The organism is Synechococcus sp. RS9907 (assembly GCF_014279615.1).
Lineage (GTDB): Bacteria > Cyanobacteriota > Cyanobacteriia > PCC-6307 > Cyanobiaceae > Parasynechococcus.
The window spans coordinates 257,127-283,044 of record NZ_CP047944.1 but is presented as its reverse complement, the minus strand read 5'-3'; the positions used below and the strand labels follow the sequence as shown (position 1 = coordinate 283,044).

The 25,918-nt window shown below is 61.1% G+C and carries 29 protein-coding genes and 2 tRNA genes; 17 read left to right on the top strand and 14 right to left on the bottom strand.

Translation table 11 applies throughout. The features are described from left to right. Positions 1-269: 269 nt before the first annotated feature. Complete coding sequence (locus SynRS9907_RS13970) at positions 270-776, top strand: CPBP family intramembrane glutamic endopeptidase (RefSeq protein WP_255445951.1); 507 nt, start codon at positions 270-272, stop codon at positions 774-776. A 1-nt stretch (position 777) separates the two neighbouring features. Here SynRS9907_RS13970 and SynRS9907_RS01460 read toward each other — a convergent pair whose 3' ends face one another. Continuing rightward, the gene (locus SynRS9907_RS01460; protein WP_188021597.1) at positions 778-2,367 is read right to left on the bottom strand and encodes a photosystem II high light acclimation radical SAM protein; all 1,590 of its coding nucleotides are present in this window, start codon (positions 2,365-2,367) and stop codon (positions 778-780) included. 171 nt (positions 2,368-2,538) lie between these two features. On the opposite strand from SynRS9907_RS01460, the gene psbA reads away from it, so the two are divergent. From psbA to aroC, 3 genes are all read left to right on the top strand, one after another. Beyond that, entirely contained in the window at positions 2,539-3,618 is a 1,080-nt protein-coding gene (psbA, locus tag SynRS9907_RS01455) for a photosystem II q(b) protein (protein WP_006850357.1), read from the top strand. 292 nt (positions 3,619-3,910) lie between these two features. Then, positions 3,911-4,369 (top strand): cupin domain-containing protein, encoded by a 459-nt coding sequence (locus tag SynRS9907_RS01450; RefSeq protein ID WP_188021596.1) that lies wholly within the window; start codon positions 3,911-3,913, stop codon positions 4,367-4,369. A gap of 39 nt (positions 4,370-4,408) precedes the next feature. Next, positions 4,409-5,503 carry a chorismate synthase gene (gene aroC, locus SynRS9907_RS01445; RefSeq protein WP_188021595.1) on the top strand — a complete coding sequence of 365 codons (1,095 nt, stop codon included), beginning with the start codon at positions 4,409-4,411 and terminating at the stop codon, positions 5,501-5,503. 19 nt (positions 5,504-5,522) lie between these two features. Here aroC and SynRS9907_RS01440 read toward each other — a convergent pair whose 3' ends face one another. From SynRS9907_RS01440 to SynRS9907_RS01420, 5 genes are all read right to left on the bottom strand, one after another. Further along, positions 5,523-5,984, bottom strand: coding sequence for a hypothetical protein (locus tag SynRS9907_RS01440; protein WP_115131633.1), 462 nt, complete (start codon positions 5,982-5,984; stop codon positions 5,523-5,525). Between the two features lie 62 nt (positions 5,985-6,046). After that, complete coding sequence (locus SynRS9907_RS01435) at positions 6,047-6,685, bottom strand: bifunctional 4-hydroxy-2-oxoglutarate aldolase/2-dehydro-3-deoxy-phosphogluconate aldolase (RefSeq protein WP_255445950.1); 639 nt, start codon at positions 6,683-6,685, stop codon at positions 6,047-6,049. Between the two features lie 28 nt (positions 6,686-6,713). After that, positions 6,714-8,564, bottom strand: a complete 1,851-nt coding sequence (gene ftsH / locus SynRS9907_RS01430; protein WP_188021593.1) for an ATP-dependent zinc metalloprotease FtsH — start codon at positions 8,562-8,564, stop codon at positions 6,714-6,716. 44 nt (positions 8,565-8,608) lie between these two features. After that, complete coding sequence (sat, locus tag SynRS9907_RS01425; RefSeq protein WP_188021592.1) at positions 8,609-9,781, bottom strand: sulfate adenylyltransferase; 1,173 nt, start codon at positions 9,779-9,781, stop codon at positions 8,609-8,611. A 105-nt stretch (positions 9,782-9,886) separates the two neighbouring features. Further along, positions 9,887-10,717: a photosystem II manganese-stabilizing polypeptide gene (locus tag SynRS9907_RS01420; RefSeq protein WP_188021591.1), complete on the bottom strand. Its 831-nt coding sequence runs from the start codon at positions 10,715-10,717 to the stop codon at positions 9,887-9,889. Between the two features lie 156 nt (positions 10,718-10,873). On the opposite strand from SynRS9907_RS01420, the gene SynRS9907_RS01415 reads away from it, so the two are divergent. After that, a complete protein-coding gene (locus tag SynRS9907_RS01415; protein ID WP_244276136.1) occupies positions 10,874-11,143 on the top strand; it encodes a hypothetical protein in 270 nt (89 codons plus the stop codon). Here SynRS9907_RS01415 and coaBC read toward each other — a convergent pair. Then, positions 11,116-12,414: a bifunctional phosphopantothenoylcysteine decarboxylase/phosphopantothenate--cysteine ligase CoaBC gene (gene coaBC / locus SynRS9907_RS01410; RefSeq protein ID WP_188021590.1), complete on the bottom strand. Its 1,299-nt coding sequence runs from the start codon at positions 12,412-12,414 to the stop codon at positions 11,116-11,118. The genes SynRS9907_RS01415 and coaBC overlap by 28 nt on opposite strands. Next, positions 12,404-12,625, bottom strand: a complete 222-nt coding sequence (locus tag SynRS9907_RS01405; RefSeq protein ID WP_255445949.1) for a DUF2555 domain-containing protein — start codon at positions 12,623-12,625, stop codon at positions 12,404-12,406. Before SynRS9907_RS01405 ends, coaBC begins: the two co-directional genes overlap by 11 nt. A 45-nt stretch (positions 12,626-12,670) precedes the next feature. Here SynRS9907_RS01405 and SynRS9907_RS01400 point away from each other — a divergent pair. From SynRS9907_RS01400 to SynRS9907_RS01380, 5 genes are all read left to right on the top strand, one after another. After that, positions 12,671-12,743 (top strand) — tRNA-Ala (locus SynRS9907_RS01400). A gap of 8 nt (positions 12,744-12,751) precedes the next feature. Further along, positions 12,752-12,889 (top strand): hypothetical protein, encoded by a 138-nt coding sequence (locus SynRS9907_RS01395; RefSeq protein WP_170950906.1) that lies wholly within the window; start codon positions 12,752-12,754, stop codon positions 12,887-12,889. Between the two features lie 42 nt (positions 12,890-12,931). Next, positions 12,932-13,132, top strand: a complete 201-nt coding sequence (locus SynRS9907_RS01390; protein WP_011363323.1) for a hypothetical protein — start codon at positions 12,932-12,934, stop codon at positions 13,130-13,132. A gap of 175 nt (positions 13,133-13,307) precedes the next feature. Beyond that, positions 13,308-13,688 (top strand): DUF565 domain-containing protein, encoded by a 381-nt coding sequence (locus SynRS9907_RS01385; protein WP_188022308.1) that lies wholly within the window; start codon positions 13,308-13,310, stop codon positions 13,686-13,688. A gap of 71 nt (positions 13,689-13,759) precedes the next feature. Continuing rightward, positions 13,760-15,274, top strand: a complete 1,515-nt coding sequence (locus tag SynRS9907_RS01380; RefSeq protein ID WP_188021589.1) for an NAD(P)/FAD-dependent oxidoreductase — start codon at positions 13,760-13,762, stop codon at positions 15,272-15,274. On the opposite strand, the gene SynRS9907_RS01375 is transcribed toward SynRS9907_RS01380, so the two are convergent. After that, positions 15,214-16,263 carry an aspartate carbamoyltransferase catalytic subunit gene (locus SynRS9907_RS01375; protein WP_188021588.1) on the bottom strand — a complete coding sequence of 350 codons (1,050 nt, stop codon included), beginning with the start codon at positions 16,261-16,263 and terminating at the stop codon, positions 15,214-15,216. The two genes, SynRS9907_RS01380 and SynRS9907_RS01375, sit on opposite strands and share 61 nt — an antisense overlap. Next, positions 16,260-16,901 carry a DNA-3-methyladenine glycosylase gene (locus SynRS9907_RS01370; RefSeq protein ID WP_188021587.1) on the bottom strand — a complete coding sequence of 214 codons (642 nt, stop codon included), beginning with the start codon at positions 16,899-16,901 and terminating at the stop codon, positions 16,260-16,262. The genes SynRS9907_RS01375 and SynRS9907_RS01370 overlap by 4 nt, the downstream gene beginning before the upstream one ends. 28 nt (positions 16,902-16,929) lie before the next feature. On the opposite strand from SynRS9907_RS01370, the gene SynRS9907_RS01365 reads away from it, so the two are divergent. From SynRS9907_RS01365 to gatC, 4 genes are read left to right on the top strand one after another with little or no spacing between them, the layout of a single operon-like run. Continuing rightward, positions 16,930-17,661, top strand: a complete 732-nt coding sequence (locus SynRS9907_RS01365; RefSeq protein ID WP_188021586.1) for a queuosine precursor transporter — start codon at positions 16,930-16,932, stop codon at positions 17,659-17,661. 41 nt (positions 17,662-17,702) lie between these two features. Beyond that, the gene (locus SynRS9907_RS01360) at positions 17,703-17,846 is read left to right on the top strand and encodes a hypothetical protein (protein WP_170950905.1); all 144 of its coding nucleotides are present in this window, start codon (positions 17,703-17,705) and stop codon (positions 17,844-17,846) included. Positions 17,847-17,889: 43 nt separating this feature from the next. After that, entirely contained in the window at positions 17,890-18,678 is a 789-nt protein-coding gene (locus SynRS9907_RS01355; RefSeq protein WP_188021585.1) for a creatininase family protein, read from the top strand. Beyond that, positions 18,675-18,968, top strand: coding sequence for an Asp-tRNA(Asn)/Glu-tRNA(Gln) amidotransferase subunit GatC (gene gatC / locus SynRS9907_RS01350; RefSeq protein ID WP_115009536.1), 294 nt, complete (start codon positions 18,675-18,677; stop codon positions 18,966-18,968). The genes SynRS9907_RS01355 and gatC overlap by 4 nt, the downstream gene beginning before the upstream one ends. 7 nt (positions 18,969-18,975) lie before the next feature. Here the strand turns inward: gatC and crtR are convergent, their stop codons facing one another. Together crtR and SynRS9907_RS01340 are read right to left on the bottom strand one after the other, a co-directional pair. Next, positions 18,976-20,007, bottom strand: a complete 1,032-nt coding sequence (gene crtR / locus SynRS9907_RS01345; protein ID WP_188022307.1) for a beta-carotene hydroxylase — start codon at positions 20,005-20,007, stop codon at positions 18,976-18,978. A 54-nt stretch (positions 20,008-20,061) separates the two neighbouring features. Further along, positions 20,062-20,143, bottom strand: a tRNA-Leu gene (locus SynRS9907_RS01340). A 54-nt stretch (positions 20,144-20,197) separates the two neighbouring features. On the opposite strand from SynRS9907_RS01340, the gene SynRS9907_RS01335 reads away from it, so the two are divergent. Further along, positions 20,198-20,692, top strand: coding sequence for a Ycf66 family protein (locus SynRS9907_RS01335; protein WP_188021584.1), 495 nt, complete (start codon positions 20,198-20,200; stop codon positions 20,690-20,692). Positions 20,693-20,719: 27 nt separating this feature from the next. Beyond that, positions 20,720-23,644: an isoleucine--tRNA ligase gene (gene ileS, locus SynRS9907_RS01330; RefSeq protein ID WP_188021583.1), complete on the top strand. Its 2,925-nt coding sequence runs from the start codon at positions 20,720-20,722 to the stop codon at positions 23,642-23,644. On the opposite strand, the gene SynRS9907_RS01325 is transcribed toward ileS, so the two are convergent. Both SynRS9907_RS01325 and SynRS9907_RS01320 read right to left on the bottom strand, forming a co-directional pair. Next, positions 23,629-23,922: a hypothetical protein gene (locus SynRS9907_RS01325; RefSeq protein ID WP_188021582.1), complete on the bottom strand. Its 294-nt coding sequence runs from the start codon at positions 23,920-23,922 to the stop codon at positions 23,629-23,631. The genes ileS and SynRS9907_RS01325 overlap by 16 nt on opposite strands. After that, positions 23,922-24,533, bottom strand: a complete 612-nt coding sequence (locus SynRS9907_RS01320; RefSeq protein ID WP_188021581.1) for a DUF3177 family protein — start codon at positions 24,531-24,533, stop codon at positions 23,922-23,924. The genes SynRS9907_RS01325 and SynRS9907_RS01320 overlap by 1 nt, the downstream gene beginning before the upstream one ends. A gap of 69 nt (positions 24,534-24,602) precedes the next feature. Here SynRS9907_RS01320 and SynRS9907_RS01315 point away from each other — a divergent pair, with 69 nt between their 5' ends. Beyond that, positions 24,603-25,898, top strand: a complete 1,296-nt coding sequence (locus tag SynRS9907_RS01315) for an FIST N-terminal domain-containing protein (protein ID WP_188021580.1) — start codon at positions 24,603-24,605, stop codon at positions 25,896-25,898. The last annotated feature ends 20 nt before the right edge of the window (positions 25,899-25,918 follow it).

Here is a 25,918-nt window from a genome sequence, read left to right as displayed (position 1 = left end):
GAGGCACTCTTTTGTACCCGGCGTCCTTGGTGGCGCTGTTTCTGAGTTTACAAGGACTTCTTGGCGTAGCAGGGGTTCCCTCTGCTCAGCAGGCTTCCTTAGCGGCGGTCCCCAGCGTTGCAGCAATGCTGATTTCACTGCCTTGGCGGTTGCGACGGACCTGGGGCGTTGATCGCCCTTGGCAGCAACTTGGAGTGGTTAGACCAGTCGTCAAAGCCTTGCACGCATTCCTACGTGGTCTCACAAGCGCCGCAGCCCTTCTTTTCGGGGTGGTTGCTGTCCTCCTGCTCAGCGGATACGGCTTATGGCAGGGCCAAATCACCACAGGTGATCTTGCCAATGCCATTGCCCTGATGCTTCTGGTGGGTTTTGCAGAGGAGCTGCTCTTTCGTGGTTGGCTCTGGGGCGAATTGGAGCTATTGACAGGTCGACAGCGGGCGATCGGGATTCAGGCGGCTGTATTTGCCCTGGTGCATCCCTGGTACCAGCTGCCTCCCGCCGAAGCCATTCCACTGCTAATCGGCCTGGTCTTACTGGGTCTTGGCCTAGCCCTGCAACGCCGAGCCGACAACGGAGTGCTCTGGGGATCAATTGGCTTGCACGGCGGGCTTGTTGGTGGGTGGTTCGCCCTTCAAGCCGGGCTGATCACCCTGCCTGGAACGAGTCCAACTTGGCTTCTTGGAGGAGGTGGCGCGAATCCCAACCCGGTGAGTGGTCTTTTGGGTTGGGCCGGACTGGGGGGATTCATCCTGATCAGACGCCGATGGTGGCGATGAGTCAACGGGTCGCCGTTGCCAAAGCCTTGCGGCCCTCCACCGGAGCACGAAGAGCCTCCTGAAGCTGAGCCAGTCCGTAATCCCTTTCGAGAAGTGACATCACCGTGCGACCGAAATTCGCAGGATTGCGATCAAAGGCCTCAAGACACACCCGACCAAAGGTGCTCCCCATCGGCTCGGGGTTCCAGAGCAGTTTTCGCGCCGTCCAAGGCATCATGCTCATCGGGTTGTAACCCGGCTTGATCAAACCCTGATCAAAGCCGTATTGCTCCAAGTGGGTATGGGGCTGCAAACCAATGAAAAAGATCGCTGGCTCCACCAAATCAGCGCCAAAAATGGCCTCCAGCTCTCGGTGATACGCCACGGTCTGGCGGATGGTTTCCGGTCGCTCATCGATCACGTTGAAGGAGTAGTTCACCGACACGTGATCCCGGAAGCCCGCGTCCGCCAACATCCGGCAACTCTCCAGAACGGTGCGGAGGTTGTAGCCCATGCGCATCTTGCGCACGAGCTCCTGCGAGCCGGATGTAATGCCGATCTCGAAATAGCTCATGCCCGTTTCCACCATGAGCTGGGCCAATTCGGGATCCAGATTGTCAGCGCGGATATAGGCGGCCCAACGAATGCCGGTCAGCCCTTCAGCCTTGATCGCCCGCAGCAGTTCCTTGGCGTCTTCGATGTAGCGCCGCGCCGGTATGAACTGGGCATCGGTGAACCAGAAACCACGAACACCGCGGTCGTACAGCTGGCGCATCTCTTTCACCACCTCATCCACGGGGTTAAGGCGCACCTGCTTGCCTTCCACCACCGTGTAGACGCAATAACAACAGTTGTGGGGGCAACCGCGCTTGGTCTGAACTCCAACGTAAAAGTCACCGCCTTCGAGGTACCAATCGAGTTGAGGCCAGATCGAAGCGATGTAGTCGTAATTGCAGGCGGTTTTGGGCCGACTTTCCGGCTGCTCATGGATCAGGCCTGAACGGGGCTTTTCGCCAACCACGAAGCATCGTTCGCCCTCAAGGGAGTGACCCTGAATCAACTTCTCGAGCAGCGGCTCCCCCTCACCGATGGAGACCACCGTTCCTTTGGGGAGCGACTTGCCGAGTTGCTCGTAGAACACACTGACAGCTCCACCGCCAAGCACTGCTCTGGCCGTCGGCTGGTTGCGGCGTGCACGTTTCAAACCTTGACGCACCAGACGCTGGTTCCTACGGAGCTCGCCGTAATGACTGCTCATCAACTGAAGCCCACCCAAGGCTCCATGCAGACGCTTCAGAGGGTTGCGGGCGTAGAAGACCTCAAACGAATTCTGAAGAGGGTTGCCCCCCCGCCCATCGACCGGCGCATATATCTGGATGTCTCTCCACGAGAACACCAGAAGCGTCGGCTGGAACTGGTCAACTGTGGCGTCCAGCACACGATGGACATCCAGCACCGGCAAAGCCGCGAGATCCAGGATGCGCTGAGGCATCTCCGGGAAGCATTTGTGCAGATGGTCGGCGAGATAGATCGGTCCGATCGGAAAGATCGGATTGCAGGGCAGCCGCACCAGCAACACCCGTTCTTGTTGTGGTGCCACGTCAGCTGCCATGAGGCTTCCGGGACGCTAACAAGCGCTGCCGCCAAAGGGTCCGAGAGCCTCTTCACAACAACTTCATCAAGCCAGCTACACACAGCGCAAACTTCCTTTACACTCTTTATCAGGCAGGGCTCTCCTGCCCTTCCTTAAACCGTTCCCTCGGGAACATTTCTTTCCGTTCTCATGACCACCACCCTCCAGCAGCGCTCCGGCGCTTCCAGCTGGCAGGCCTTCTGTGAGTGGGTCACCTCCACCAACAACCGTCTGTATGTCGGTTGGTTCGGTGTGCTGATGATCCCCACACTGCTGGCTGCCACCATCTGCTTCGTCATCGCTTTCGTCGCCGCTCCTCCGGTCGACATCGATGGCATCCGTGAGCCCGTCGCTGGCTCCCTGATCTACGGCAACAACATCATTTCCGGTGCTGTTGTTCCTTCCAGCAACGCCATCGGCCTGCACTTCTACCCCATCTGGGAAGCTGCTTCCCTCGATGAGTGGCTGTACAACGGCGGCCCCTTCCAGCTGGTTGTTTTCCACTTCCTCATCGGCATCTACGCCTACATGGGTCGTGAGTGGGAACTCTCCTACCGCCTGGGCATGCGCCCTTGGATCTGCGTTGCCTACAGCGCACCTGTCGCTGCAGCCTCCGCTGTCTTCCTGGTTTACCCCTTCGGTCAGGGTTCTTTCTCTGACGCAATGCCCCTGGGCATTTCTGGCACCTTCAACTACATGCTGGTGTTCCAGGCCGAGCACAACATCCTGATGCACCCCTTCCACATGTTGGGCGTCGCAGGTGTTTTCGGCGGCAGCCTGTTCTCCGCCATGCACGGCTCCCTGGTGACCTCCTCCTTGGTGCGTGAAACCACCGAGAGCGAGTCCCAGAACTACGGCTACAAGTTTGGCCAAGAGGAAGAGACCTACAACATCGTGGCTGCCCACGGTTACTTCGGTCGCCTGATCTTCCAATACGCCTCCTTCAACAACAGCCGTAGCCTTCACTTCTTCCTGGCTGCCTGGCCTGTTGTCGGCATCTGGTTCACCGCCCTCGGCGTGTCAACCATGGCCTTCAACCTGAACGGCTTCAACTTCAACCAGTCCATCCTTGATGGTCAGGGCCGTGTCCTGAACACCTGGGCTGATGTGCTGAACCGTGCCGGCCTCGGCATGGAAGTGATGCACGAGCGCAACGCTCACAACTTCCCCCTCGACCTGGCTGCTGCTGAGTCCACTCCTGTGGCTCTGCAGGCTCCTGCCATCGGTTGATCTGGAATCAACCTGTTCCCTTTGGAACAGCAAAAACGATTCAGATCAACTGAATCGGAAAGCCCCCTCCTCGGAGGGGGCTTTTTGTTGTGCTTTCAGAATTGAGCTCCAATCAACCATCAACAGAGAGGAGCCATCTAAGGCCCTCTCCGCACAACTCTGTGCGATGCAGAGGATGCCACCCCTCAGCAACGCTTTACGTCGACTCAGCAGTGTGGAAGCAAGGCAACCTCGACATCGCATGAAGTAACTGCTTTTGCTGGTCGACATTGACTGAACAATCCAATGGATCATGAGAACAAAGCAAACCCTGATCCAGCACCTCGGCTTAAAGCCCCATCCAGAGGGGGGCTGGTACCGAGAGCTGCATCGCAGTCCGGACCAAGTTCAACGACAGGACGGTGCCGAGCGATCTGCCTTGACGACCATTCTCTTTTTGCTGCCCGCCGATGCCATCAGTTGCTGGCATCGGGTGATCGGTGGAGACGAAGTCTGGACGCACATTGATGGGGCCACGCTGGAGCTCTTTCAATGCCAGGGCGATGGCACTGGGCTGAAACGTGATGCTTTGCATGCATCCAACCCCGTCCAGGTGGTTCCCGCCAACGCCTGGCAGGCGGCGCGGAGTCTTGGTGATTACTCCCTGGTGAGCTGTTGCGTAGGGCCGGGATTTGAGTTCTGTGATTTCGAGATGGCCCGGGAACAACCCGCGACAGAACGTCCGAAATTGCCCCATCCGGAGTTGATCTGAACCGATGGCTTCGTAGCCTCACCACATCGATCAATGGCCATGGGCAGCAGCTTCGGCGACCTCTTCCGGATCAGCACCTTCGGTGAATCCCACGGGGGAGGGGTGGGTGTCATCGTTGAGGGCTGTCCACCACGGCTCAACCTCAGCGTCGAGTCGATTCAGGCCGAACTGGACCGACGCAAGCCAGGCCAAAGCCACATCACCACACCGCGCAAGGAAGCGGACCAGGTGGAAATTCTCAGTGGCTTGCTCGACGGCGAAACAACGCTTGGCACCCCGATTGCCATGGTCGTACGGAACAAGGACCAACGGCCCGGGGATTACAAGGACATGGTGGTCGCCTTTCGGCCCTCCCATGCCGATGCCACCTACCAGGCGAAGTATGGAATCCAGGCCCGCAGCGGTGGTGGACGTGCATCAGCGCGGGAAACCATCGGCCGTGTCGCTGCAGGTGCGATCGCCAAACAACTGCTGAAACAAGCAGCAGGAACTGAAATCCTGGCCTGGGTGAAGCGGATCCACACCATCGAAGCCTCCGGCATCGACCCACAGCAGGTTCAGCTGAGTGATGTGGAGGCCAACATCGTTCGGTGCCCCGAGCCAGCGATCGCCGAGCGGATGATTGAGCGCATCGAAGCCATTGGCCGCGAGGGTGATTCCTGCGGCGGGGTGATCGAATGCGTGGTGCGCCATCCCGCCATTGGTCTGGGCATGCCAGTGTTCGACAAACTCGAAGCCGACCTCGCCAAAGCTGTGATGTCGTTGCCGGCCACCAAAGGATTTGAAATTGGGTCTGGTTTCGATGGAACGCTGTTGAAAGGCAGCGAGCACAACGACGCCTTTGTGCCGACCGACGATGGACGGCTGAAGACCGCCACCAACAACTCCGGGGGCATCCAGGGAGGAATCAGCAATGGTGAGCCGATTGTGATCCGAGTGGCCTTCAAGCCAACGGCCACGATCCGCAAAGAGCAGCAGACCATCGATTCCGATGGCAAGGCCACCACACTCGCTGGGAAAGGACGGCACGACCCCTGCGTTTTGCCGCGGGCCGTACCGATGGTGGAAGCGATGGTGGCACTCGTTCTGGCTGATCACCTGCTGAGGCAGCAGGGGCAATGCAGCCTTTGGTGAGCACCACCCTTCAATCAGTTCAGACGGAACTCACCGCTGAGCTGGAGCTCACCGCCGCTGCGGCCGTTTTCGTCTTTGCCGCGCTGCGGGTCCGGGTGCGGCGGGCGGGCTTTTTGCTGGCCTGAGCCTTGGCTGAGGCTGGTTTCTTGGCAGCCAACGTTTTCTTCACCGTCCGGCGTGCACGACCGGTGGTCCCACGGCTGCGATGACTCAACACCAGGGCCCACTCCTCATCACTGAGGGTGGATGGCTTGCTGCCATGGGCGTAGGAGAGCTTGGCCGCCTTTTCAATGTCCTTGATCAGGTTCGTCCAGGACGTGGCAAAACGCTTGTCAGACTGCGATTTTGCTCCGCTCTCCACCAGGGTCTCCACGACTCCAGCAGCCGACACCTTCTTGCGCCGACGATTGAAGATCTCCTTCTGAAGCTGAGCGATCAGGGCATCGGCCTTGTCGCTGAGCTTTATCGTGAGCTGCGACATGACGCAGTTGGATAGCTATCTCATCTGTAGCATTTTGGACGCATGTCGACCAGCCGTTGGCGTCAACGCTGGCTTGTCGATTGACGCAACCAGTCGAGAAGTGCCTGGAAGGCAGGCGGCGATCCCACCACCCTGCGGCCCAGAGCCACGGCACCATGACCAGCCTCCAGCCATACGGGGAGGTCGCTCACCTCTAGACCACCAGCGGCAATTACGAAGGGCAGGGAGCCAAGGGGCGCCTGCAAGCGGCTCCAGTAACCAGGCCCCAGATTGGCAGCGGGAAACAGCTTGACGACACGACAACCGAACCGCATGGCCTGCTGAACCTCCGTGGGGCTGAAGACCCCAGGCACCAGCAAGACACCAAGCTCTCTGGCCTGCTCCACGAGCTCAGGGCACCAGCACGGTGCCATGGCGTAGCTGAGATCAAGCCGCAATAGATCGTTGAGCGCCTTGGAGACCGTCACCGAAGCAGCCCCCAGATTCAGACCAGGGCAATGATCTTGCACCCGTTGCATGAACCCCATCCAGCCTGGCTGGTCAACCCAGGCCACTTCGAGATGTCGAAGTCCTGCGGCGTGAAGCTGCTTCACCTGGTCCAACAAACCAGAGTCTGAAGCCGCGAGGTCGTCGGGCTCTGGCCGAATCACCAACAAAAGAGGCTGATGCTGCAGGGATGCCACCAAGAGCTCCTGCCGCACCAGCCAAGGGTTGGAAAACGAATCGAAATCAGACGTATTCGGCGACCCGGACGTCACGTTTAATCAGCAGCTCCTGAAGCTCTTCGGCATCAACAGTCTCCTGCTCAACGAGCATCTCAGCCAATTCATCAAGAACGGCTCGGTTGTCCACCAGAACCTTGGTGGCGCGCTTGTAGGCCACATCGACCAGCTCAGAGACCTCTTTATCGATCATGGCGGCGGTTTCCTCAGAGAAATCACGCTCCGCAGCGATGTCGCGGCCAAGGAACATGCCACCTTGCGCGCGCCCCAAGGCAACGGGACCCAGCTCATCGCTCATGCCGAAGCGGGTGATCATCTGACGCGCGGTGGACGCAACCTGCTGGAGGTCGTTGGATGCACCTGTGGTGACCTCATCTTCGCCGTAGACAATCTCTTCTGCCACCCGACCGCCAAGGGCAACAGCCATCTGGTTCTGGAGGTAGGCCCGGGAGTAGAGACCTGATTCCATCCGCTCTTCACTGGGGGTGAAGAAGGTCAGACCGCCGGCATTACCGCGGGGAATGATCGAGATCTTCTGAACCGGGTCATAGTCCGGCATCAGAGCGCCCACAAGTGCATGACCAGCCTCGTGATAGGCCACCAGGCGAGCGCGGCGCTCGCTCATCACACGGTCCTTCTTCTCCGGGCCCGCCATCACCCGTTCAATGGCATCGCTTATCTCGTCGTTGCTCACTTCGGTGAGCTCGCGACGGGCCGCAAGGATGGCGGCTTCGTTGAGAAGGTTGGCGAGATCGGCACCGGTGTAACCAGGTGTCCGGCGTGCAACCTTATCGAGATCGACGTCCTTGGCGAGGGTCTTGCCGCGGGCGTGAACGCCAAGAATTTGTAGACGTCCGGAATAGTCAGGCCGATCAACGGTGACCTGACGATCGAAACGTCCGGGGCGCATCAGAGCGGCATCGAGCACGTCCGGGCGGTTGGTGGCCGCCACGATGATGATCCCGGTGTTGCCCTCGAAACCATCCATCTCCGTCAGGAGCTGGTTCAGCGTTTGCTCACGCTCGTCGTTACCACCGCCGAGGCCTGCGCCGCGCTGACGGCCAACGGCATCGATCTCGTCAATGAAGACGATGCAGGGGGCGTTTTTCTTGGCTTGCTCGAAGAGGTCGCGAACGCGGCTGGCACCAACGCCAACAAACATCTCAACGAACTCAGAACCAGAGATCGAGAAGAAGGGAACACCTGCTTCACCAGCCACAGCCTTGGCGAGCAGGGTCTTACCGGTACCAGGAGGCCCCACAAGCAGAACACCCTTGGGGATCTTGGCGCCGACGGCCGTGAAGCGATCGGGATTCTTGAGGAAGTCGACCACCTCAGTCAGCTCAAGCTTCGCCCCTTCAATGCCGGCCACATCGGTGAAGGTCACCTGGGTGGAGGGCTCCATCTGAACCCGCGCTTTGCTCTTGCCGAACTGCATGGCTGGGTTGCCGCCACCACCACCCTGAGCGCGCCGGAAGAGGAAGAACAGACCACCAAGCAGCAGCAGAGGGAAGATCAGACTTCCAGCAGCCTGCTGCCAGCCAGGGGTCTGACGGGAGGGCTGCACGGCGATATCAACGCTGTGTTCGGCCAGCAAACCGAGCAGCTCACGATCGGGGGCCAGGTTGACCTGGGCACGACGGCCGTCGTTTTCAACCACCTGGGCGGTGCCTTGATCAGGAGAAATCAGCACACGGCTGATTTGGTCATCCTTCACCGCCTCAACGAACTCGCTGTAGCGGATGGTGTTCACCTGGGGCTGGCTGCCACCGCCGCCACCAAAGAACGCTGGTGCAATCACAACGATCGCCAGAACCAAGAGGGCCCCGAGACCGATATTTCGCCAACGCTTGTTCACAGGTCGCCTCGTAGATGAAGGAATGTTAAACGGGTTCTCAGTCTTCAGGCGGCGCGGAGCACCTCAACCACACTCTTGAAGGCGAACCACTCGGGAATCTCCTCACCACCGCGCAGCATCTTGCGGAACTGGGTGCCGCTCAGCTTCTTCACGTGCAGGCCACGCGCTTCAGCATGCTCGGCCGTCACATAGCCCTCTTCCTGGGTGTAAACGAGGTTCAGGGAGGGAACGGTTTCCATCGTGAGCTCGGGGGCACACTCCTTCGCGAAGTTCTGAGCGTCGTAAGGGCCATAGAAATCGTCACCGGTGAGAGACGATTTGCAGCCGGCCATATCCCGGCCAATGATGAAGTGGGTGCATCCGTAGTTGCGGCGGATGATCATGTGCTGCAGCGCTTCACGCGGACCGGCCATGTGCATGGCGTAGGGCAGATAGGCCCAGCGAATGCTGTCGTTGTTCACTTCGGCCGCCAGACGCTCATAGGTCTGGAAACGAACGGCACCAGGGATGTCGTCCTGCTGGGTGGGGCCACAGGTGGGATGAACGAGCACCACAGCGTTGTCACTCACGTTCTGTGCATGCAGAGCACGGGTGAACAGTTCGTAGTGCGCGCGGTGAATGGGGTTACGGCACTGGAACGCCACCACGTCTTCGCCCTCGGGCAGGCCTGCACGCACCTCAGCCGGGGTCTTGCAAGGGAAGACCCGCTCGGGCAGAGCGAGGCCCTGGAGGCTTCCACCCAGATAGAAGCGCTTGCGCTCCATCGTGATCATCCGAACCGCAGGGTGCTCGATGGAGGTGGTGCCATAGCAGCCCTTGGCTTCAGCCACTTTGTTGGGTTCCCACTTGTCCTCCACCTCGAGGACGGCCAGCTCCTGGCCTTTGTAGGTGAGCAGCAGCTTGTCGCCCACCACCACGTCATCGCGGTCGGTGTCCATCACGATCGGCAGACCGAACAGCTGGCCCGCAGCCAGACGATGCCCACTGACCACAGCGTCGTAGTCCTCCTGGTGCATGAACCCAAGCAGAGGAGAGAAGCCACCCACACACAGCAGCTCCACATCACAGGCATTGCGATCGGAGCACTCGATCGTTTTGGTCGCCGTGGCTTTCACAGCGGCACGATCCGCCTCGGCCACCATCAGATCAACCAGCGTTCCGCCGTAGGGAGCAATCACACCGGTTCGCTGGGCAGGAGCTGAAGCACTGGTGGTCATGGCGGCATAGAAAGATCGGGCGATTCTCCCAGATCGCCGGAAGAATGCAATGGGCCACAAAAAAGGGGGCCTGAGCCCCCTTGCAACCTGCTGTGATGACCTCGATCAGGCCTCTTCAAGACGGCCGTAGAGATCACCAGTGATCTTGATGTCAACCACTTCTCGACCACCCATATCGGAGTCAGAGGGCTGGATGGCGCTGAACACACCGGCAAATTCTCCGGTTTCAGGATCAACCTTGGTGATGGAGAGGCTCATGGTTCCCACACCATCGATGTAGCGCTTGTTGTTGTCCTTCTCGAGCTGCTCGTCATCACCACCAAGTGCCACAAGACCCTGGGCGTACTGAACACCGGTGGTCAGAGCCCGACCCTTGGGATCGATGAAGTTGCTGGTGCGGTAGCTGGGGGTGCGATAGGTGCCCTCAAAGTCGGTGCTGGTGGTCAGAGCCGAGCCATCAGCAGTGGCATTGAGGGACTTGCTGGAGAACGTGAAGGGGAACTCTTCGCCACCGGGCACCAAAACGGTGATCGGCTGGAAGTCGATGCCACCTTTCTCCTGGAATTGCAGGCCAGATTCCGTCACCTTCAGATCGCCAAAAACTGAATCGAGGCTGGAGGTGTAACGGGTGAGGATCTTGCCCTCAACAAACTCGGCTTGCTGACGAATGTTCTTGGGCTCCTCCTTGGCATAGACCTGCACGGGGTGCATGCAGATCTCACGCAGCTCGTAGCTGCCACCGGCCGTCAGAGGAATCGAGCCCCGGGCTGAATCCCCGATCGTGGGGCAATCGTTGGCTTTGCCGGTGTTGTGGATGTCGTCGTAGGTGACGTTGGATCCACCACGCTGGATTGCATCACTGTCGCCACTGCAGGCCGTAGTGAAAAACGCGAGGCAGAGCGCCAGCACGACGGCCAGCAGAGGACGAATGCGCATGGAAGGAGCCGATCGGCTGAACGCTAATGGGGACGGAATACCGTCAGATCTGGATCTTACAGGGCGAAAAATGACGTCAGGGCTAGCCTTTTGCAGCTCTCAACAACTTGTCGAAAGCGCGTGACATCCAACGATCCCGATTCAACCCAGGCACGGATGGCTCCGGCACTGGCCGCCCTGGGCGAGCTGGCAGAGGAGTTGAGGGGAAATCCCGAAGCATTGCTCACCCTGCTGCGTGAGCTTGAGGCCCTGCATCGCGACGTTCAGGACGGTCCGTTTCGTCAGAGCCTTCCAGAAAACCGCCAGAAATTGTTCACACTTCTGCAGGGAATGGAGAAAAACGGAGGCTGGCCCTACATCCCTCGTCTTCAGCTGCGCACCTTCATCGACCTGCTCGGTCAGGACTCCATCGACGCCGCGGCCTGATCCCGAGCCTCAACCAGAGCATCTAGCAAATGATGGGCCAGAGAGAGCTTTGCCGTCACAGGCAGCTCTCGTCTCCAGCCATCTCCAAGCAACCAGCCTCCATTGGGTTGGTCCCCGAAACCCTGACCATCGCGGTCCACGGGATTCACCATCATCAGATCGCAGCCCTTCGCCAGCCGCTTGCTTTCAGCCCGCTCCAGCAAATGGGCATCGCTGCCTGTGAGCGCTGAGAAACCGAGAACCAACTGTCCGGGACGGCGTTGGCAGGTCAGATTCGACAGCAAATCAGGCACTTCGGCCCAACCGGAAACAAGTGCCTGCTGAAGATCCTGCTTGGCCAGTTTGCTTGAGGGAGTGGCATCGCGCCGCAGGTCAGCGACGGCAGCAGCCATGACGAGCACATCGGATCCGGGCTGAGCCAACTGCAGAGCTGAACCGAGTTCGGCGGCACTCTCCACCGCAGTGCACTCCAGGCCTTCAAGCCAGGCGTCGGGGAGATCCAATGGACCATGCACCAGATGAACGGTGGCACCCCGGAAGCGTGCCGCCTGCGCCAGCAACACACCCATGCGGCCGCTGCTGCGGTTGCTCAGGAAACGGGCCGGATCAATCGACTCTTGCGTCGGTCCAGCCGAAACAAGAACAGTCATCCCCGAGCAATCAAGGGTCACGTCAGGAATTCCCGAACCGCGGCTGAACACAGACGCAGCCGCCAACTCAATCAACAGCGGATCGGCCATGCGCCCATCGCCGACGCGATCACAGGCCAAGAGACCGGACGCCGGCACGAGGGGGATCACCCCAGGGAAGGATTGAACCTGCTGCCAGTTGCGTTGCACCGCAGGGTGACGCCACATGGCCGTGTTCATCGCCGGAGCCGCGATGACAGGAGCTTCCATGGCCAGCAGAACACTGGCGAGCAGACCGTCGGCTGAACCCTGGCTCCAGCGGGACAGGCTGCTGGCACTCAGGGGCGCAACGATGGCCAACTCCGCCCACTCCGCCAACTCGATGTGCAACGGCCTGGATGAGGCGGAGTCCCACTGATCGGCCTCGAGATAGCAGCGATGGCGACTGAGGCTGGCGAGTGCCACGGGACTCACCAAGGCAGCACCACTGGTGGTCACAAGACAGCGCACCTCAGCGCCGGCCTTAATCAGCGCGCTGACAAGCAAGGGCGTCTTAACAGCAGCAATGCTGCCGCTGACGGCCACCAGCACACGCCGCCCGCACAGTGGCGACGACAGTCGCGACGCCTGCTCAGTCTTCATCAAAAGGCTCTTGGTCCACCAAATGGTGGTACGGAAGGATCAGTTCGGGCCGGTGAATGGCCAGCGCCCGAAGCAGGTGCCAATCCGAAAGGCTGTCGAAAGGAGAGGGATAATCGTCCTCTTCAAGCCGGCGGGCGAGTTCGGCCGTCGAGGCCTCGTCAAAAGCTTCAAGCCGTTCCTGCGTAAGCATCGAGCCGTCCTCAGCCCCCATTCATGGCAGTTTGACGCAGGCCGTGCCGGCTAGCGTTGGCTGACCGGGGAATTAGCTCAGTTGGTAGAGCGCTGCGATCGCACCGCAGAGGTCAGGGGTTCGAATCCCCTATTCTCCACTGCGCTTTTGCAGCGTCGACTGCCTCTTATTGGCCTGTTTGTCCTGGTGGTGTTCAGCACCGTGGCACGACCTTCAGCCCTGCTCACCTTCACACTCCTGGCTGCAGCCGGTGCGATAAGTCGCGCCCCATCGCGCCGCACCTGACCCCCCATGAGGTAAAAGGGGTGTTGAACTCCCCCGTAGCCGATGTCGCAATCGAAGCGCGAGCAGGTCGTGAGCCACCTGCGCTACATCCGCCAAGAGCTGCGCGAGATGCACCAAGGAGTCATGGAAGACGGCCTTCTTCCCGAAGCGGGCGAAGTTCGGGGTGTGATGGCACAAATGGAAGCTCTGCTGGAGCTTCTCGAAGGCAAAGCGTCCAGAAAAGCGAAGGCTGAGTCCAAATAACTTTCAGCGCAAGCCGTTGTCAAAGCCCTCAGCTCTGGCTTTGCTGCGCCAATCCCCATCACCTGGCCCGGACTTGCCCCGGGTTTTTTATTGAAATCTCCTATCCGTAGTGTCTGATGCCTGCAGGTTGCCTACGGGTGGTGTAAACAGGGGCTGGCAGGGGTATGGCCGGGTGATGGGGATCACTGGTTTCGACCCTGCCTCTTCCCCTGAAACCAGTGCCGTGCAACGGCTTCAATCCACCCGGCTGCAAACCAACGTTGGAGCAGCATTTCAAAGGCTGGATCAATGGGCGCGCAATCCTTGGCGGCGGTTTTCCTTGCTGGCCCTTGCCGGACTCATTGGCTTTTTGATCGGTAGCGCCATCACATCAGTGGCAGGCGTTCTCGGGCAGATGGACCCCGTGGCTGCGCTTGTGGTGGTTCTTGGCACTGAACTCACGATACGGCGCCGACGCAGCTCCGAACCGTCACTGAAGCTGCCCCAACAGCTCCTGGACCTTGGTCGTATTGGCTTTCTCTACGGCCTCTTTCTCGAAGGGTTCAAGCTGATCTGAAGCAGAACCGTTCAAAACAGCCAACCAAGATTGCGATTCATACCCTTCGGAAAGAATCCGATGGGATGCAAATGGCGAGCAACCATTACTTCCTGGAGCTTGAACCGCCAGCGGAGCGGTTACGTCATGCACCGCATGTGGTCATCGTCGGCGGTGGATTTGCAGGGGTGCATGCCTGCAAGGCCCTGGCCAAGGCCAATGTGCGCATCACCCTGATTGACAAGCGCAACTTCAATCTTTTCCAGCCCCTGCTTTATCAGGTGGCCACAGGTTTGGTCTCAAGAAGTGATGTGGCCACACCTCTGCGCGAATTGGTGGGCAAGCAAGACAACGTGCAGGTGCTGCTGGGGGAGGTCACCACCGTGAACCCCGAAGGCAAACAGATCGTTTTCAACGGCAAGGCCTACAGCTATGACCATCTGATCCTGGCCACAGGATCAGGCACCACTTATTTCGGCCACGAAGACTGGCGTACCTTTGCGCCCCCGATGAAAATCCTCGAGCACGCCGAGGAAATACGCCGCCGTCTGCTGATGGCGATGGAGCAGGCGGAGCAGACACCGAACCCCGAAGCACGCCAGTTTCTGCAGACGGTGGTGATCGTTGGTGCCGGCCCCAGCGGCTGCGAGATGGCTGGTGCCGTTTCAGAGCTGATGCGTTGGGCCCTGAACAATGCCTTCAAACAGCTGGATCCCCAGAAAACACGGATCGTGTTGGTCGACCCCGGCGACAGAGTGCTGAGAGCGATGCCAGAGGAGCTCTCCGAAGCGGCCCTTGCGGCTCTAAAACGCGACGGGATCGAGTTTTTGCCCCAGGGCCGCGTCCAAACCATGCGACCCGGAGAGGTGATGATCAGCAGCCCCGATGGTGATGTCCGGGTCCAGGCGGCAACGGTGATCTGGACCGCTGGTGTGAAGCCATCCCATCTGGGACAGAAACTCATGGAAGCCACCGGTTGCGACGTCGATCGCGGTGGAAGGGTCATCGTCAACCCCGATTTCTCGATTCCCAGCCATCCCGAGATCCGCATCGCTGGTGATCTCTGCAGCTACAGCCACACCGTGAATGGCAGGCCGCTGCCGGGCATGGCGGCTCCCGCCAAACAGGCCGGCACATTCATCGGAAAAGACATCGCTGCAATCGTCTCCGGAGGTTCCCGCCCCACCTTCCGCTACGTCGATTTCGGCAGCATGGCTGTGGTGCACGCCAGTGCAGTGGCCGACCTGCATGGCTTCAAATTTTCCGGACGCCTGGGCCTGCTGCTGTGGGCCATCGTTCACCTGGCCTTGATCCCCAACCGAGAGAACCGGATCACCTTGAGCATCAAATGGCTGTACGCCCTGGCGACCCGGCAACGGGCCTCGATTCTGCTAACCGGAATGCCCAGCCAGCATCTGGCGCTTGATGCTGAGGATGCCCACTTCCCGATGGCCAGCGGAAAAGGTCCCTCCATCGCAGAACCCGATGCTGCCCTCAAGGCAGCGATGGATTACTACGCCCATCAGCTCAGTGGCCTCCCCCAAACTCAGGAGCTGCTCGACACCAAGGAGGCCTCAGTTGCGGATTCGGAAGCTGCCATCAAATAGAGCAAGGCCATCCGGGTGGGCACACCATTCCTGACCTGCTCTTCCACAAGGCTGACGCGCGGGTCATCCAGAAGCGACCCACTCAATTCGACGCCGCGATTGACCGGGCCGGGGTGCAGTACGGGAACGTTCTCTCCGCAGAGCTGCATGCGCTCATGGCTCAGCCCGAAGTCCCGGTGATAGCGCTCCAAGCTGGTGAGCAACTGCTGGCCCATCCGTTCCTTCTGAAGCCGCAGGGTCATCACGGCATCGGCGCCCGGCAGCGCATGCTCCAGGCGCCGCACCACGCTGACCTTGCCCCGTTGCGGCACCGGATCCTTCAGCAGACCCGGGGGCGGAGCATCCACGAAGGCCGAAAAATCCTCGGGGACAAGGCTGGGAGGACCGCACAACACCACATCCGCGCCACAGGCCGTCAAAGCCCAGAGATTGGATCGGGCCACCCGCGAGTGAAGGATGTCTCCGACAATCACAATCCGGCGACCTTGCAGCGCTTCCGGCATGGGGTACTGGGGCGAGAAATGCCGGGCAAGAGTGAGCAGATCCAGCAGTCCCTGACTGGGATGACTGTGAAGTCCATCGCCCCCATTGAGCACCACGGTGCGCTCACCCATCTGGTGCAGATCCAGCGCCAGTTGCTGCGGCACACCGGTGGAACGGTGGCGCACCACCAGAACGTCCGCACCCATGGCCACGTAGGTGCGCGCTGTGTCGAGAACGCTTTCCCCTTTGCTGAGTGAGCTGCTGGAGGGTGAAAAGCTCATCACATCTGCCGACAGACGCTTGGCCGCCAACTCAAAACTGCTGCGAGTTCGGGTGCTGGGCTCGAAGAACAGCGTTGCCACCAGACGGCCCTGCAAGGCGGGCAGTTTGCGGGCACCAGTGACGGGCAGCGAACGAAACCGCTGGGCCAGCTCAAGCACCGCAGCAAAGTCTTCCCGCGAAAACGAGGCGAGATCCAGCACGTGTCGATGCGGCCAGCCACTCATGACGACGACTCCAGCGATGGCGCCCAGCACTGGGCCTTGGCTGGCATGCGATCACCCCGAGCTCGTCTACTGACACTGCGACTGCTCCGCAGATACCAGCGCCATGGGGTTGCAGCGCCCTGGGAAATGCCGATCCGGGTGGTTGTCACAAGATCCTGGCTGGCAAATGTGTCTGACCTTGGGGCCATCCACACGTCATGTTCGCCCGTCACCGGACGGCTGTCATCACAGCGATCAAGCCCGAAACGTCGTGCCAACAGGCCGGGCCCTGCAGCAATCCGCTCCGGTTCATCGGGAAGTGCCACGGCACGCAGCAACACGCCATTGGCCCAATCGGCCCGATCGGTGACCACGTTCACGCAGTGGTGGATGCCATAGCTGACATACACATAGAACCGCCCTGGCTCGCCGAACAGGGTTTCGTTTTGCGGTGAACGGCGGCGGTAGCCATGACAAGCGGGATCGTCCTGGGAATAGGCCTCCGTTTCCACAATCACGCCCCAGAGCAGGCTTCCATCAGCCTGGCGTTTCACAAGCCGGCAGCCCACCAAATCGGGGCCCACGATCTGAGCCGGACGGGCAAAAAAATTGAGCGGAAGCGAAACGAAATCGATGACAGGCTGCCGGCTGGCGGCCACGCTTGTTTCAGCTTGAACGTTGCAGGCTGTGGACAGCAACCTCCAGGCACGGCGTGATGGGGTGTTTCTGGTGCTGGCGGGTTTGTTCCTCGGGACCCTCGGCATGCTCAACATCCTGGGCCTGACGCGCTTCCTGCAACTGGGCAGCATCGGCGGCTGGCCGATCGTGGTGGCCGTTGGAGCACTGCCTTACCCGATCACGTTCCTCTGCACTGATCTGATCAGCGAACTCTGGGGAGAACAGAAAGCCAATCAAGTGGTGTGGGTCGGGCTGCTGCTCAACGGCTGGGTGCTGCTGATCCTCTGGCTGGGGGGCGTTCTGCCGGGCATGAGCGGCAGCGATGACACCACCTTTCGCACCATTCAGCAGCTCAGTTTCGGTTCGGTTGGCGCCTCGATGGTGGCTTACCTCACGGCGCAGTTCGTGGACGTGCGGCTGTTCCATTTCTGGAAACAGCTCACCAAAGGCAAGGCGCTCTGGCTGCGCAACAACGGCTCCACCCTGGTGAGCCAGTTGGTGGACACCAGTGCAGTGGTGCTGATCAGCCATTACGGCGCCCATGTGCTGCCTGTGCAGCCGGAACGGTCCGTGCTGCCCCAGCTGATCAGCTTCATTGGCAGCGGGTACCTGTTCAAAGTGCTGGCGGCGTTGACCGACACGCTTCCCTTCATCTGGCTCACGGGATGGCTGAGGGAGTGGCTGGACATGCCTGAGGAAGGAGGCGAAGTCACAACAGAAGCCCCGTCATCGATGCATTAGCGGCGCATCCACACCAAACTGAGGCCAGTTCAAGCCCGGTGATGGACGCAGCCACCTCCAGCTTCAACCTCGGAACTGTGCTTCTCGCCAGCATCGTGCTGTTTCCCTTGGCCTGCCTGTTCTTCGGAACCCGCGGCGGCTACTACAACACCGATCAGTACGACGGCAACGGCACCGCCCACTGATCGACTGGAGTTGAGCGATCATCAGGGCATTGGTTCTGCCTGAATGACCGCTGCAACTCCCGGTCCTGTCGACAGCACAGACGACATTCGCCTCGCCCTGCACAGTTGGCCTGAGGTGGAGAGCTACCTCCAGGGCTGCAAGGGGGTGATCATTCCCCTGGGATCCACCGAGCAGCACGGTCCCACGGGCGCCATCGGCACCGACGCCCTCACAGCAGAGGCTGTTGCCCTGGAGGTGGGGCGTCGCACCGGCGTCTTGGTCACCCCAGCCCAGGCCTTCGGCATGGCGGAACACCACCTTGGTTTCGCGGGAACGATGAGCCTGCAGCCGGCAACGCTTCTGGCCGTACTGCACGACCTGGTGTTGTCCCTGGGCCGCCATGGCTTCGAACGGGTGTTCGTGATCAATGGCCACGGCGGCAACATTGCAACGGCCAAAGCCGCCTTTGCCCAGGCCCACGGCACCGCCGCCACCCGCAATCTCCCCGTTGCCCCTCAGCTGCGTTGTCGGCTGGCCAACTGGTTCATGGCCGGCCCCGTGATGCGCCAGGCGCGCGATCTGTATGGCGACAAGGAGGGCCATCACGCCACGCCCAGCGAAATCGCTGTCACCCTTGCTGTAGAGCCCAGCCTGCAGAGCAAGCAGCGACCGCTGCCCGACCCCGCGCCAGCAGGCCCCATCCATGGGCCGGACGACTTCCGGCGCCGTCACCCCGATGGACGCATGGGGTCCCATCCCTCCTTGGCCACCGCCCAGCACGGTGAGGCCTTGCTCGAGACAGCCGCCACCGCGTTGAGCGAGGATCTGTGCACGTTCCTCGGCGAGTCATGAGCCAGATTTCCAGCGACGACGTCCGCAAGGTGGCCCAGCTCGCCCGCCTTGATCTGCCCGAGGACAAGATTGCGACCTACACCGGTCAGCTCGAGTCGATCCTCGAATACGTGGGGCAGCTCCAGCAGGTGGACACTGAAGGCGTTCCGGAAACCACTCGGGCCGTGGAGGTGACCAACGTCACCCGGGCCGATGGCGTGCAGCCGACCCCTGTTCGGGAGGACATTCTCAACCAGGCACCCCAGAGAGAGGGTGACTTCTTCCGGGTTCCGAAAATCCTGGCCGACTGAACCCGAATCAGCGGGACACCCAACGCTTGGGCTCGGTTTTGATCGCGATGCGATCAACAAAACCGAGCCAGTGGCGACGCAGCCCCCGACCGGGCATGAAACGGGCTGCGCGCCTCATCTTTCCGCTGCGGCGCTTGTGGCTGCGCACGCCCACAAGGATGTCGTAGAGGAAGTTGTAACCATCCCGGCGGGTCTCAAAAATGCCCAACCGTTGGGGAGATCCCTTGGCGTCGAGCAGAGGCTTGGTGGCCTCATAGGCCGGTTTGTATTCAAACCAGGGAATGGATGGCCAGAGGTGATGAACCAGGTGATAGTTCTGCCCCATGATCAGCCAGTTCATCAGCCTGCCTGGGTAGATCCGGGCGTTCGTCCAGCGGTTGCGGGAGGTGAACGGCCGATGCGGGAGGTAGTCGAAGAACAAACCCAGCGTCACGCCCACCATCAGGGCAGGGGCAAACCAGCAGTTGAAGATGAACGGCAGGAAGTCAAAGCGTGCCGCCGCCAGCACAATCACCACAAAAATGCTGCGCTCCAGCCCCCACTGCATCAACTCCCAGCGGCGCCAGAGGCGACGCTGAAAGAAAAACCACTCGTGATAGAAAAATCTCGGGGCGATCAGCCAGAGCGGCCCGAACGTGCTGACGATGTGGTCCGGGTCGTTCTTCGGGTCATTCACATGGGCGTGATGCTCAAGATGCACCCGCGTGAACACGGGAAAGCTGAACCCGAGCAACAGCGCCGAGCCATGGCCCATGGCCTGGTTAATCCATCGATTGGGATGGGCTGCGTTGTGGCAGGCGTCATGGATCACCGTCCCTTCCAGATGCAGCGCAAGAAAGCCCGTGCAAAGCAGCACCGGCAGGGGCAAGGCCGCCACAAACCAGCCCCAGATGGTCAGAGCCGCCAGGGCATAACCGCCTAGGAAGAGCCCCACGGTGGGGTTCCAGAAGGCCGGCGGGTCAACGAATTCGCGTGGAACCGAGCGGTAGCCCACTCCGACCGGACGAGGCTGCTGTTGTTGAGCAGTGCTCTGGTGCATCCGGAGGTCAGGCAACAAGTCTGTAACGATCCCGAACCACGGTAGGGAAAGGAATGCCCACCGGGGGACTTGAACCCCCACGACCAAAGCCACTGGTACCTAAAACCAGCGCGTCTACCAATTCCGCCAGGTGGGCAACGCCCCGACTTTAGAGATCGCACCAGAATGGGAGCAGACCGCCACACCTCGGATGCTTGCGACCCTCAGCGGCGATCTCTGCCTCCTGCTCGGCCTGGCACTCCTGTTGCTTCCCCTTCTGGCCGTTGAACTCAGTCGTCCCCGCGATGGTGTTTGGGGCGCGGTGGTCTTGCTGCTGGGTCTCGTTCTGGTCACCAGCACGGACCGTCTGCGGGGAGCGCCGATGCTGGCGGTTCTCTGCGCCGGCCTGTTGATCGCACGCTTGGGATCCGAGGTCGGACAGGCCCGCTGGAACAGCCTCAGCGAAACCGAGCAGCAGCGGTTCACCTCGCTCGATCATTGGCGCACCAGCCTTCAACAACTGTTGATCACCACGGGCCGAGTGGGCGAAGGCATCAGCGGCATCGCCAAACAACTCAAACCGGCCGGCAAATCAGGTGTTATGGGCAAAAAATGGGTGCGTCCCGAGTCCCCCGAAACCACTGACGCAAGCGACACCGAATCAGCCGAAGCCGCCAAGGTCACATCTCCAGAGGGCGAAGACTGATAATCCCGAGGCCAGAGCAGGGACCCCGTGAGCAAGGAGACGCGCGACGCCGCCGCTGAGGAACGCCCCTCCTACAAACACACCCTCAATCTGCTGCAGACGGGATTCGGCATGCGCGCCAATGCCGTCCAACGCGAACCTGAACTGCAGGGCTTCTGGAAAGACCACGGCATCGACGGCGAGCTGGGCCTGAACAACAGCGGCCCAACTTTCACCCTCCATGACGGCCCGCCCTACGCCAACGGTGCTCTGCACATGGGGCATGCCCTCAACAAGGTGTTGAAGGACGTCATCAACAAATATCAGGTGTTGAACGGGCGGCGAGTGCGCTACGTACCGGGCTGGGACTGCCACGGTCTGCCGATCGAGCTCAAGGTGCTGCAGTCGATGGATCAGGAGCAGCGCAAGGCGCTGACACCGATCAAGCTGCGCAAAAAGGCTGCCGCCTACGCCCGCAAACAGGTGGATGGCCAGATGAAGGGCTTCCAGCGCTGGGGCATCTGGGCGGACTGGGAGCAGCCGTACCTGACATTGCAAAAGGAGTACGAATCGGCTCAGATTCGGGTGTTTGGCGAGATGGTGCTCAAGGGGCACATCTACCGGGGTCTGAAACCGGTGCACTGGAGCCCGAGTTCACGCACCGCTTTGGCCGAAGCGGAACTGGAGTACCCCGACGGCCACACCAGTCCCAGCGTCTACGCCGCCTTCCCAGCCGTGGAGCTTCCAGCGGCGCTGCGGGATGCACTCAAAGCCGAGGGCCTTGACCTGCCCACGGAGACGGACGCCCTTGGGAAGGCCCTGCAGGTGGCGATCTGGACCACCACCCCCTGGACGCTGCCGGCCAATCTGGCGGTGTCGGTGAATGAAAGACTCGATTACGCCCTGGCCGACGACGGCGAAGGCCGACTGCTGCTGGTGGCTGCCGATCTGATCGAGACGCTGAGCGGCACGCTTGCGCGCCCACTGAACCGGCGCGCCACCGTCAAAGGCGCTCTGCTCGCTGGGCTGACCTACCGCCACCCGCTGCTGGATCGCACCAGTCCGGTGGTGATCGGGGGCGATTACATCAACACCGAATCAGGCACAGGCCTCGTGCACACCGCACCTGGTCACGGCGTCGACGACTTCCACACCGGCCAGAAGAACGGCCTGCCGGTGCTCTGCCCTGTGGACGAAGCCGGCAACCTCACCGACGAGGCCGGGCCGTTCGCGGGCCTGAATGTGCTCAAGGATGCCAACCCCAAGATCATTGAGGCGCTGGAGTCCGCCGGGGCCCTGCTCAAGCAGGAGGCCTATGGCCACCGCTACCCCTACGACTGGCGCACCAAGAAACCCACCATCTTCCGGGCCACGGAACAGTGGTTTGCCTCCGTGGAAGGGTTCCGTCAACAGGCCCTGGATGCGATCGCCGCCGTGGAGTGGACCCCTGCTTCCGGTCGCAACCGGATCGAATCGATGGTCAAGGAGCGGGGCGACTGGTGCATCTCCCGTCAGCGCACCTGGGGGGTGCCAATCCCCGTCTTTTATCACCGCAGCAACGGCGAGGTGCTGCTGAACGCCGACACCCTGGAGCACATCCAGGCGTTGATCGCCGAGCACGGTGCCGACGTCTGGTGGGAGAAAGACGAAGCGGATCTGCTGCCGCCCGCCTACGCCGACCAGGCCGATCAGTGGCGCAAGGGCACCGACACCATGGACGTGTGGTTCGACTCCGGCTCAAGCTGGGCTGCCGTCGCCAGCCAGCGGGACTACCTGAGCTATCCCGCCGACCTGTACCTGGAAGGGTCCGACCAGCACCGCGGCTGGTTCCAGAGTTCACTGCTCACCTCGGTCGCTGTGAATGGCCACGCTCCCTACAAGCGGGTGCTCACCCATGGCTTCGCCTTGGATGAGAAGGGCCGCAAGATGAGCAAATCCCTCGGCAATGTGGTCGACCCGATGGTGATCATCGAGGGGGGCAAGAACCAGAAACAGGAACCGCCCTACGGCGCCGATGTGCTGCGGCTCTGGGTGAGCTCGGTGGATTACTCCGCCGATGTGCCGATCGGAGCCGGGATTCTGCGCCAGCTGGCCGATGTGTATCGCAAGGTGCGCAACACCAGCCGCTATCTGCTGGGCAACCTGCACGACTTCAATCCGGCAACCGACGCGATCCCGATTGCGGAACTGCCGTTGCTGGACCGCTGGATGCTGCAACGCACGGCCGAGGTGATGGACGACATCACAGAAGCCTTCGAAAGCTTCGAGTTCTTCCGCTTCTTCCAGCTGCTGCAGAACTTCTGCGTCACCGATCTGTCGAACTTCTACCTCGACATCGCCAAGGACAGGCTCTACGTGAGTGCCCCCGCCGACCAGCGCCGGCGCAGCTGCCAGACCGTGATGGCCCTGATCATCGAACGCCTGGCCGGACTGATCGCTCCTGTCTTGTGCCACATGGCCGAAGACATCTGGCAGAACCTGCCTTACCCCGTGGAGGAGACATCGGTCTTCCACCGCGGCTGGCCGACGGTTCCAGTCGAGTGGCGTGATGCTGCTCTCAGCGCTCCGGTTCAAGAGCTGCGGGAGCTCCGCGCCGCTGTCAACAAAGTGCTTGAAGATTGCCGCGGCCGTCAGGAACTTGGCGCATCGCTTGAGGCAGCCGTGCGGATTGACGCCCGCCGTCCGGAACTTCGGGCCGCTCTCTCCTGGCTGAGTGAGACGGGGGATCCCGAGGTGGACGGTCTGCGGGACTGGCTGCTGGTCTCACAACTGCAGATTGGCGGCGAGCCCTGGGCCGAAGTTCTGGCCAGCCAGGACGACGAGCTCGCATCGATCGAGGTGAGCCAAGCGCGGGGAACCAAATGCGAGCGCTGCTGGCACTACGAGGGGGATGTGGGTCAGCACCCGGAACATCCCCACATCTGTGGGCGCTGTGTTGGGGTTCTGGAACGCCGGACTCACCAGTTGGCCTGAGCCAGGAGATCGTTCGGCGGCATCGGTCCAGCCAGGACAACCTCTTGACCTGGCGACAAGGGCCCCTGCAGCAGCTCAGCCTGATCGAAGCTGGTTCCCTCAGGGATAACGGAGGCGTCGGGGTCAAAGGCGGTTGGATGGGTGGTGCTGCTGCTGAACCCACGGAAGATCAGCAACTCAAACGGCTCATCCACGACCTGACCCCGTAGGCGGACAACCCGCTGGGGCTGAACACGCGTTCGCTCTTCCAGGGCCTGAACCAGCGCCTGGTCAGTCATCAGAAATCCCCCGCCACGCGGCCGTAACGGGGCAAACGCACCAACAGCCACTGCAGCAAACCAGCCAGATAAGCCACCAGGGCGACGTACCCCACAAAGGCAGCAACGGCCTCGGTCCACAAACCACCGAACAGAAAATTGAACACCGTGGCCGCAAGACCATGGATGCCCTGAGGAGCTTCCAGCCAGGTGAGGCATGCCGAGGACTCCAGCTGTTGCATGCAGCCCAAACCCGTCACGCTCATGCCCAGGCTGATTAGAGCAAACCCACTGAATGCCCAACGCCACACCTTCACGGCAAGGGGCAGCGGACGCCAGGACGGCTGGTCGGCCAGCTCCTCATTGATGTCGACCCAGAACCACAGGCTGATCACCATCAACACCGGGGCGACAACCGCCATGGCGTAGCCCAAGGGGCGCTGATCCGTCAGCAGCAACAGGCTGATCGCCATCAGGCTGGCCACTTTCCAATAGATCCCGAGCAGTCGCAGCACCAACTGCTCGCGACGCCAGGCCGACCAGATCAACAGGACCAGAGGCACACCAACGGCGAAGGTGGCGGCCAGGCGATAGGTCAGCCACACCAGAGCGCGGTACGTGAGCTCGTTCACTGGGGACTGTCACAGTGCCGCCATTATCAACGTCCCGAGCTGTGCTCCAGGGTTGATAGGGTCCGCTTCATGGCACCGTTCGCACCGTTCAGCTGGTTTCGCTCCGGGGGCGCTGAAGCCAGTTGCCGGACAGGATTGTCTCGCAAAGCGTCCCTGGATGAAGCCGTAAGGGATGTGGTCGAGCAACTGGGCCGATCCAAGGGCGAAGCCGATCTCGCCCTCGTCTTCACCTCCACGGGTTACGCCACCGACCTGCCGCGGCTGATGCCGATGCTGCGCGCCCAGATCAGCGCGAAGCATTGGATCGGATGCACCGGTGGCGGCGTGGTGGGCACCCGCGGCGACGGCAGCGCCGCGGAACTGGAGCAGACACCTGCTTTGAGCGTGACGCTGCTCTCCCTGCCGGGGGCATCGATCGCCACTCAACACCTGAGCACCGAGGAGCTGCCTGATCTGGATGGAGCCGCCCAGCAATGGCAAGACTGGGTTGGCATCACCCCCGAGGCTGCCCGCAGCCAGATCCTGCTGATCGACCCCACCAGCAGTGGAATCAATGACCTGATCAGCGGGCTGGACTACGCGTATCCGAGTGCCGAAAAGATTGGCGGCATCGCCGCACCCCACAACAGCCCGCACGGATCGTTGCTGCTGGATGACCAGGTCGTCACCGGCGCAGTGGTTTGTTCCATCGGGGGAAGCTGGCGGCTCGAAACCGTTGTGGCTCAGGGATGCCGCCCCATCGGCCCGGTCTTCTCAATCGAGCAGGTGCAGCGCAACGTGTTGCTGGAACTGAGTGATGGCAGCACCAAGGCCAGCCCCATCAATTGCCTGCAACGGGTTCTGGCCGACCTCAGCGAACGGGAGCGCGAACTGGTGCGTCACTCGTTGTTCCTCGGTGTGGAACGCAGCAGCCTGCGGCTGAACGCCAACGGAGGAGCCTCGGAAGCGAGTGCCTTCCTGATCCGCAACCTGATCGGAGTCGATCCCAACAATGGCGCCGTGGCCGTTGCAGAGCGGGTGCGCGCCGGCCAAAACGTGCAATTTCACCTGCGCGAAGCCACGGCCTCCCAGGACGAAGCCGTTGCCCTGCTCAAGGCAGCGACAGCTGATTCAAGCGACACGGTCCATTTCGGACTGCTCATGGCCTGCCTGGGACGGGGCCAGGGGCTATTCGGTCGTGCTGATGGCGATATCAGCTTGGCGCGTCAACTGATGCCAGACCTGCCTGTGGCGGGAGCGTTCTGCAACGGTGAGATCGGACCCGTCGGCGGGACAACACATCTGCATGGCTACACCGCCTGTTGGGGCTTGCTGCGCCAGGACCCCGACAGCTCCTCCGGCAGTGGCTCTGACAATCTCGATTGAACCGAATCGCATCGCTTCAG